Source organism: Phormidium pseudopriestleyi FRX01, assembly GCF_017313335.1.
In the GTDB taxonomy this organism is placed as follows: Bacteria; Cyanobacteriota; Cyanobacteriia; order Cyanobacteriales; family Laspinemataceae; genus Laspinema; species Laspinema pseudopriestleyi.
Genome location: NZ_JAFLQW010000421.1, coordinates 1 through 8,808, shown reverse-complemented (window position 1 = coordinate 8,808; position 8,808 = coordinate 1). Strand labels below are relative to the sequence as shown.

Genomic DNA, 8,808 nt, shown 5'->3' with positions numbered 1-8,808 from the left:
CTACGGGCACCCCTCCAGAGTCACCACCCCGCCCTACGGGCACCCCTCCAAAGGAGGGGAATGGGGAAAATTCCCCTCCTTTGGAGGGGTGCCCGTAGGGCGGGGTGGTGGTTGCCTAACTCAGATGCACCCAGTAAACGCTCCTAATCTCTTTGAGATTCCCACTCACCTTTTTGTTTGACAACAACCTCGATGACTCCCCTATCACGCCTCCGTACTCTTCTGCCCATCTCGGGTTGCACCAACTTGGATATTATCAACGCTCAACTTCCCGGTTATGAAGACCTGCACTGGCTGCGAATTGATCAACAGGGTGCGATCGCCGTGATGCAACCCATGAAAACTGAGAAGCCCCCGATTCCCTGTTTAGAAAATTTACAGGACATGACCTTACTCGATGTAGAAGGGGACTGGGTTTCCTTGGGCGGGGTCGATCTGCAAATTAATGGCGCTTTAGGACTAGCCTTTCCCGATTTAGAATTGGCTGATTTTGGCAAACTCCAGGAGATTTGTCAATTTCTCTGGCATGAAGGCGTGGATGTTTTTCTACCCACCCTCGTCACAACTTCGGTGGAAAATATTCAGCGATCGCTCGCTACCCTATCCTCATTTATCAACAACCCCGAATATTCCGGTCCCAACAATCAACGAACGGCTAAAATTGGCGGAGTCCACTTAGAAGGACCCTTCCTCAATCCGGACAAACGTGGTGCGCATCCTGGGGAATATCTCCTCCCCCTCACCCTATCCAATGTCAAGCGCGTTTTAGGAGACTATGCCCAACTCGTCAAAATCATCACCCTGGCACCGGAATTAGACCCTAGTGGTGAAACCCTAGACTATCTGCATTCCCTGGGGATTACCATCAGTTTGGGTCACTCCCTCGCCACCGCAGAACAAGCCACCACCGCCTTTAATCGCGGTGCAAGTATGGTGACTCATGCCTTTAATGCCATGCCACCGATTCATCACCGGCAACCGGGTTTATTAGGGGCGGCGATCGTCCATCCGGAAGTCAAATGCGGGTTAATTGCCGATGGTGAACACGTTTCTCCCATTACCATTGAGTTGCTGCTGCGCGCCAGCTACTATTACAAAGGCATCTTTCTGGTCAGTGATGCCCTTTCTCCCTTGGGACTCCCCGATGGGAAATATCCCTGGGATAGTCGTCAAATTGAAGTGATTAATGGGACCGCCCGCCTAGAAGATGGGACTCTGGCTGGCACCACTTTACCCCTATTAACTGGGGTGCAGAATTTAGTCAAATGGGGACTCTGTGAAGTGGGAGATGCGATCGCCTTGGCAACGAAATCCCCGCGATGGGCGATCGGCTTACCCCAGTTAAACATTGGTCAACCGGCTTCTTTATTACGCTGGCATCTCGATGAATCGGAAAATTTGTTAACCTGGGAGCGACTTGCACCCCTGGACTAGCGGAACAGACCCGCTCCTGGGCCACTTCATAGCGCCAACTGGTTTTAATCTCATGTCCTCAATCATTGCCTTAATCGCCCACGATCGCAAAAAAGATGAAATGGTCACCTTTGCTCAAAAGCATTCGGCCATTTTGTCCCAATATCATCTGATTGCCACCGGGACCACCGGGGCCAGAATTAATCAATCCACGGGACTAAACGTCCAACGAATGCAATCGGGACCGATGGGGGGAGATTCTCAAATTGCCGCCCAAGTCGTCGAAGGGACAGTTAAAGCCGTGATTTTCCTGATTGATCCCCTGTTTGCTCAACCGCATGAACCGGATATTCAAGCACTCCTGCGAATTTGCAACCTCCAGCAGACCCCCCTAGCGACCAATCTCGCTACCGCAGAGGCGATTATGCCCAGTTTATCCCCGGCTTGATCCCGTGAACCGGCAACGGGAAAAGGTAGGGGACTGCCTACTTTTTGATTTGAAAAAATGTGGTAAGTTAAGAGGCTGGACACAACACAGCAACAGGCATGGCAATGAACGCAGTAGATGATAAAACCGTAGTCAGGGAGTATTTTAATGCCACCGGGTTCGATCGCTGGCGCAGAATTTATGGCACCGAAGAGGTCAATAAAGTTCAGCTAGATATCCGCAAGGGACATCAGCAAACGGTCGATCGCGTCCTGGCGTGGTTACAAGCTGATGGCAATTTGCAGGGGTTATCAATTTGTGATGCGGGTTGCGGCGTCGGTAGTCTGAGTATTCCCCTCGGACAAGCCGGTGCAATGGTCTATGGCAGCGATATTTCTGAAAAAATGGTTGCTGAAGCATACCAACGGGCTAAGGCTCGGTTCGGTCCAAACAATACGATTTCTTTTGCCGCCCAGGATTTAGAATCGTTAAGTGGGAGCTATCATACGGTGATTTGTCTGGATGTGCTGATTCACTATCCCCAGGAGAAGGCGGCAGAGATGATCGGCCATCTGTGTTCTTTGGCACAGTCACGGGTCATTCTGAGTTTTGCCCCGAAAACTGTTGCCCTCACTGCTTTGAAGAAGGTTGGGGAGTTATTCCCCGGTCCGAGTAAAACCACAAGGGCTTACCAACATCGAGAAGCGGATATTGTCGCGATTCTGGCTAAAAATGGCTTTGCGATCGCTCGCCAAGAAATGACCAGCACTCGGTTTTATTATTCTCGCCTCCTGGAAGCAATTCGGCGCTAATTTATGAAAAATCCGTCCCAGCCACCAGATGACAAGAGTCAAGAAAGTAGGATAGAATTTCGGGAAAATTTACAAATTCCGGTGGAGTTTATGAAACCGATTAAAACGGTGGCGACGGGTTTGTTACTGGCTTCTGGATTTTTTTGTCTGATCATAGCCGTCTCGGGTTTAGTGGAAACTGATCCCGATGAGCAAGATGATGGCAAAGAGCTCGCCCTCGCCGGATTTGGGATTGGGATTCCGGCAATCGGGATGGGTGGATGGTTAGCCTGGGGTCTCTATCGCGAGGGCAAAAATAAAAAGCTGGCTTTGGATAAGGAGGAAAGCGATCGCCTCCAGGGGATCTTTTTCCAAATGATCCGAGAACGCAATGGTCAAATTACGGTCCTGCACTTTGCGATGGAAACTCAACTGTCTGCTAATCAAGCCAAGCAATATTTAGAAGAACAAGCTAAAGAGTTTAATGCCGATTTTGATGTGAGCGATCGCGGGGATGTGATCTATCGCTTTAAAGTCTGAATAGATTCTATCAATCCGGGAGGATTTCCGGGTTTAAAAGGGAGACGAATGAAGGAGGGGGAAAGCCGAGTTTATCAAAAATACCGACCTATAAAACCGATTAGATTGAAATTATGAAACGGTTGAAAAAATCAGCATCAGCACTGTTTATGCTCCTGGGACTCTCAGTTTTAGGAGTGGCAACGGAAAAGTTAAACAATCCCGATACCCCCGCCCAAGATAGAGAGGAACTCAAAGCCTGCATTCTTTTACTAGGCTTCCCTTTTACCCTCCAAGGAGGGGCAATGGCTTGGGGATTATATCGGGATAACAAGGGGAGTTATCATTTGCGGGTTAAACAGGAAGGCGATCGCATTCAGTCGATTTTTTATCAGGTAATCCAAGCCCATGATGGCAAAATAACGGTCATGCGGTTAGCACTGGAAGCGGGATTATCTGTGAAAAAAGCTAGAAAATTTTTAGATGAAAAAGCTGTAGAATTTGACGCTGATTTTGAAGTCAGCGATCGCGGCGAAATATATTATTCATTTAATTTTGGATAACCATCCCATCCCGTTTGGCAACAATACCCGCAATCAGGAGTGATATCGATGGCGCAACTTTTTATGGTGACTGCCTCCATTTTGGCGGGACTCTCCGTCGCTGCCGGTGCCTTTGCCTCTCACGCCTTGAAACCTCAACTCAGTGAGAGGGCGATGGAAATCTTTGAGACGGGCGCCAGGTATCAAATGTATCACGCTTTGGCGCTGTTGTTCGTGGGATTGACGGTAACCCAGACTGAAATCCCCTCGATTTGGCTGCGAGTGGCTGGATTTGCCTTCATTGCCGGAGTCTTAATCTTTTCCGGTAGCTTATATACTCTCAGTTTATCCGACATCAAGTGGTTAGGTGCAATTACACCCATTGGTGGTGCAGCCTTTTTACTGGGTTGGGGCTGTTTAGCTGTGGCAACCTGGAAAATGTAGGGCAGGATGAGGGAGGAAGGGTGCGTTAACGAGCTCGCACCTCTTGCGAAAACCGGCGGAGGATACCACCCTCTGCCGGTTTTGACTTTTCTACAGGCAAGGGTTTTATACCGATTGTGATTGTGCCTTGACGTTTTGAAGTTTCGTGGATTCAATAGGGAAAGAGAGAGGGGTTTGTTGCCGATGATTACCCCAGGGACTGTTCCATTCTCTGGGGTTGAGGCATCGGGTCCCTAAGCTCAACGGTAGCGATGCGATCGCCCAAAAAGTCGATCCCTCCTCTGGTTCCCCTCTATCCCTCTTACTTCCGGAGTTTAGTGATGAAAGTCTGGCTTCATGGTTTATTTTCCCTGATTTTTTGGCTATGGAATCTCACATTTTTAGGCATTGTTTACCTGGGAATCTTACCTTGGGTGGCAATCCCCTTAATTCGGGCAACCGCTGAGGGAATCATTCCCCTAGAATTTACCTTGGCGGTAACCGGCGCGATCGCCATTCCCACAGTTTGTACCGTAATTGGCATTAAGTTACGAAAACATCCCTTACAACTGATTCGCCTCTTTTATGGCGTCGAAGCGCCCTTATTTACCCTCTGCCTGGTGCGGTTATTCATGCTGCGAGAAATGACCCCTGCCAGTAATCTGATGGTGGGAACTGCACTGCTGGCAATGGCTGCATTTGCCCTAGAATTATTCTACGGCTATGCCAAGGGCGATCGCAAGTTAGCTTGGCTACAACTCGCCACCCACAGTTTAATGTTATTAATGGGCCTCTATCTAGGCACATTATTACTTTTCTATGTTGTTCCCTTCACCGTCTTTTTTGCGGGTTACCTGATCAGCTTGGATTGGGTAGAGGTATTCATTAATATATTCCAGTATAACTCCTGGAATTTCTTATGGTGGGCACCCTTTTCCTTTTTCTTATGGGGATTCAGTGCCACTTTATTCATTGCCATGCCATCAGCCCTGGCGACTTTTTACATCTACTCCGGCTACAAAATCATCCAAAAATTTGCTGCCCAGTATGGACGAAAGTGGGCAATATTTGGCTCAGGAGTCGTGGTGACAGCCTGGATGGTACTATTTTTCGCCTTTCAGCAACAGCCCCAAATTCAAGCCTTTAAAACCTTAGAAAATCCAGCCTCAACAGATCGAGAACGGCAAGAGTTATTAGCCAAATCTGACTCAATTCGCCAAGGACTACTTAACGCTTATTTACTCTCCTATCGCTATCTCAGTACCCATCAAGATAATAACCATATCCGGGCAATGTATCGAGAACTCCTGGGAATAGAGGAATCTGCCGCGCAAGTCTTGCAGAATTGGTATAATGGGTTAATGTCACCCTTTTTGTACCAAGGGTCGCGAGAGGATATCGAAAAAGCTGCCACCCTTTACCAACAATTTTTTGATACGCCCATCCAAAAGGGAGAAGCTAAAACTATTTTACACGCGGTGCAATCCACCTTTAATCAAGAAGAAGCCAAAGCTGGATTACTGAATATTAATGAACAACGAGTTCTGTTGACTCAACAGGAGATTACCGTCACGGAACGGGGAGATTGGGCAGATGTAGAATTGTATGAAGTGTATGAAAACCAAACCCCTCGAAATGAGGAAGTTTTTTACTATTTTTCGTTGCCCGAAAGTGCGGTATTAACCGGAGTCTGGTTAAATGAAACCGCCGATCGCAGCGATCGCTACGTCTTTCAAATTTCCCCACGCGGTGCAGCCCAACAGGTGTATAATGCTCAAGTCCAGCGTAATATTGACCCGGCACTGTTGGAACAAGTCGGACCGCGACAATATCGCCTCCGGGTATTCCCCATCCCCGCCCGACTCACCTCTTTTGACAATCCTAACCGCCAAGAACAGCCGAAACAGCATCTCTGGTTAACCTATAAAGTCATGCAAACCCCCCAGGGTTGGGCGATGCCACAATTGGCGGAAAAACGTAACGTCTTTTGGAACCGCACAACCCAGCGCCAGTATAACGGAGAACCCGTAAAACGCCTGGGTGATGCTTGGATGCCGGAGTTTCTCCCAGCAACCAATCTCTCCTCGGGAACCGCACATAAGCTCACTTTTCCGGGAGATTACCAGATTTCGGCACAACCTCTAAGGGAGTCCGATTATATCTTACCCCAAGGGAAACGGATTGCTGTCATCGTCGATCGCTCTTATAGTATGCGATCGCACGGCAAAGAAGTGACTGAAACCCTGAATTGGCTGAAACGCAACGGATTTGCCGATAATCGCCTGGAGAACAACGATGCGGACCTCTATTTAACTGCCTCACCCGGTGCGATGCCAGTACGCCTGGACAATATCGGTGAGTTGAATCCCGCCCAAATCACCTATTATGGTAGTCTCAACTATCGGGAAATATTGCAGCAGTTCCAGGAATTGCAGGGGGATACGAGTTATGATGCAGTTGCCTTGATTAGCGATCGCGGCAGTTATGAATTAGCCAAAGATAGCCCTGATTTACTCACTCTATCTAGTCCCTTATGGATGGTCCATTTAGGAGGATTACCCCGGGCGTATGACGATGGCACTTTACAGGCGATTCAAGGCAGTGGCGGGGGCGTTTCTACGGAACTAGAGGAGGTGTTGCAGCGCATCGCCACTACCGCAAAATTAGGCCCATCTACGGTGAGTGTGGTGGATGGATATCGCTGGTTTGGAGAGAAACCGGCGAAAGCTTCTCTCTCTACATTACCGCAAAAACTAGCCAGTGCAACAGTTCCAGACAAAGCGGGATTAGAACCGTTAGGGGCAAGGCAACTGATTCTCGCGTTATCTAAACAGATGGATGCGACAAGTATAGCCGATTTAGATGCAATTCATGCGATCGCGAAACATTATGAAATTGTCTCCCCTTATTCCTCGGCGATCGTGCTTGTCAACGAGGAACAAAAGCGGCAGTTAAAAGAGGCAGAATCCAGCAGCGATCGCTTTGAACGGGAAATCGAAGATGGGACAGAAGAGTTGCAGCAACCGGAGGATCTGATGAGTGTGCCGGTCCCGGAACCCCATCAATGGGTGGGGATGATTGCGGCGACTGGACTGTTGATTTTTGCCAAGCGCAAATGGGGTAAAAAATCCGTGGGATAATTGCCCAGATATCTCCAGAATTAAGCCTGGAAGAGCACAAAAATTAGCCCGCGCAGGCGGGCTAAAACGTATCAATAACAAACAATCGCCTACTTTTTTCAATCCCTAAACATAGATAAAATAACGACTGAAGTCGTTACTACGAACTAAGAGGGATAACGACTGAAATCGTTACTACTACGAACAAAAAAAACGACTAAAGTCGTTACTACAAACAGAAGGAATAACTAAAACCCTTTGATTGCTTTTCAGTCGGTTTTAACCGACTTTAGCTATGAGGCGGGGGTTTAAACCCCCGCCGACCCCCGACGGACCCCGCCGGACCCTTACCGCAATCTGCCCGATCGCAAGATACTAATCACCAACCACAACCCAATTAAACTCGCTGCTGCAAACAAGATATCACTCAAATAATAAACATTGCTCAATTGCGCTTGTGAAGAAACGACTGCCGCCCCCATAATTAGAGACCCGACTAATATACTAAAAGAGAGTCGGTTGGCGGCAGAATCCAACGTGCGACGGAGGGCCTCTACGTCTTTCATGGCGACGTTCCAAATTAAACTTTCTGAGGTTACTCGGTCTAGTAATACCTCAAGTTGTCTTGGAGATTGCAAGGATAAATTTTTGATATCCAGGGCAGTTCTGAGTAATCCCTGTAATGGCGCTTCCCCAATTAATTGCCGTCCGAATAAATCGGTCATTAACGGTTTTATTTGTTCGGCAAAGTTATACTCGGGGTCGAGATTGCGGGCGATTCCTTCTAGGTTGGCGATCGCCTTCGCACAGAGTCCCATGTTCGCAGGCATCCGTAAGCGATTTTCGCGGGAGACTTCTAGCACTTCGTAGAACATCTGGCTAAAACTCAGTTCAGACAGACTCAGATTGTAATACCGCCGTAACAGGCGATCGTAATCACTTTCCAGATTCGAGACATTCACCGTCTTACTCGTCGAACCGGCCATATCGATCGCCAGTTGACTGCATCGTTGGGCGTCTAAATTCACCATCGCCAACATCATCTCAATCAGCAACTGTTGAGTACGCGGGTCCATCCGTCCCACCATCCCACAATCAATCAATGCCACTCGTCCATCCCTGAGATAAAATAAATTCCCCGGATGCGGGTCGGCATGGAAAAATCCATCTAAACAAATTTGCTGGAAAAAGACTCGGGTCAATAAATTGGCGATCGCCTTTTTTTGGGCCATACTCTCAATCCCGGGCATTCCATCATATTTTGCCAGCAAAATTGGGTCTCCATCCACCCACTCCATCACCAGCAATTTTTCTGTAGTTAAATTCCAAAAAATTTCTGGAATTGCGACTTTTGTTGGGTCAAACCAACGACTCTTGGCTAAATTGCGCCGCAGTTTATCTCCATTTGCCCCTTCTTCTGTAAAGTTTAACTCTCCCCGCAAGGCAGTCCCAAATTCCTCGGCCAAGGCGACTAAATCATAAGACTCCCCAAACTCGGCGATCGAGACTAATTCCGCTAATCCCGTCAACAAGGTAATATCTTGTTCTATGATTTTTTCCAATCCGGGACGTTG

The 8,808-nt window shown here is 48.2% G+C and carries 8 protein-coding genes; 7 read left to right on the top strand and 1 reads right to left on the bottom strand.

The window, feature by feature from the left end; translation table 11 throughout:
* Window positions 1-192 precede the first annotated feature (192 nt).
* The 7 genes from nagA (at window position 193) to J0895_RS15750 (ending at window position 7,255) form a co-directional block, all read left to right on the top strand.
* Window positions 193-1,434 (top strand): N-acetylglucosamine-6-phosphate deacetylase, encoded by a 1,242-nt coding sequence (gene nagA, locus J0895_RS15780; protein ID WP_207089001.1) that lies wholly within the window; start codon window positions 193-195, stop codon window positions 1,432-1,434.
* A gap of 52 nt (window positions 1,435-1,486) precedes the next feature.
* A complete protein-coding gene (gene mgsA / locus J0895_RS15775; RefSeq protein ID WP_207089000.1) occupies window positions 1,487-1,861 on the top strand; it encodes a methylglyoxal synthase in 375 nt (124 codons plus the stop codon).
* Window positions 1,862-1,965: 104 nt separating this feature from the next.
* Window positions 1,966-2,652, top strand: coding sequence for a magnesium protoporphyrin IX methyltransferase (gene bchM / locus J0895_RS15770; RefSeq protein WP_207088999.1), 687 nt, complete (start codon window positions 1,966-1,968; stop codon window positions 2,650-2,652).
* A 3-nt stretch (window positions 2,653-2,655) separates the two neighbouring features.
* Window positions 2,656-3,171 (top strand): hypothetical protein, encoded by a 516-nt coding sequence (locus J0895_RS15765; RefSeq protein WP_207088998.1) that lies wholly within the window; start codon window positions 2,656-2,658, stop codon window positions 3,169-3,171.
* A gap of 113 nt (window positions 3,172-3,284) precedes the next feature.
* Window positions 3,285-3,713 (top strand): hypothetical protein, encoded by a 429-nt coding sequence (locus J0895_RS15760; RefSeq protein ID WP_207088997.1) that lies wholly within the window; start codon window positions 3,285-3,287, stop codon window positions 3,711-3,713.
* Between the two features lie 48 nt (window positions 3,714-3,761).
* A complete protein-coding gene (locus J0895_RS15755; RefSeq protein ID WP_207088996.1) occupies window positions 3,762-4,136 on the top strand; it encodes a DUF423 domain-containing protein in 375 nt (124 codons plus the stop codon).
* 320 nt (window positions 4,137-4,456) lie between these two features.
* Window positions 4,457-7,255 carry a TIGR02921 family PEP-CTERM protein gene (locus J0895_RS15750; RefSeq protein WP_207088995.1) on the top strand — a complete coding sequence of 933 codons (2,799 nt, stop codon included), beginning with the start codon at window positions 4,457-4,459 and terminating at the stop codon, window positions 7,253-7,255.
* Window positions 7,256-7,581: 326 nt separating this feature from the next.
* On the opposite strand, the gene J0895_RS15745 is transcribed toward J0895_RS15750, so the two are convergent.
* Window positions 7,582-8,808 (bottom strand): ABC1 kinase family protein (locus J0895_RS15745; protein ID WP_207088994.1); only part of this gene is annotated, 1,227 nt, incomplete at its 5' end.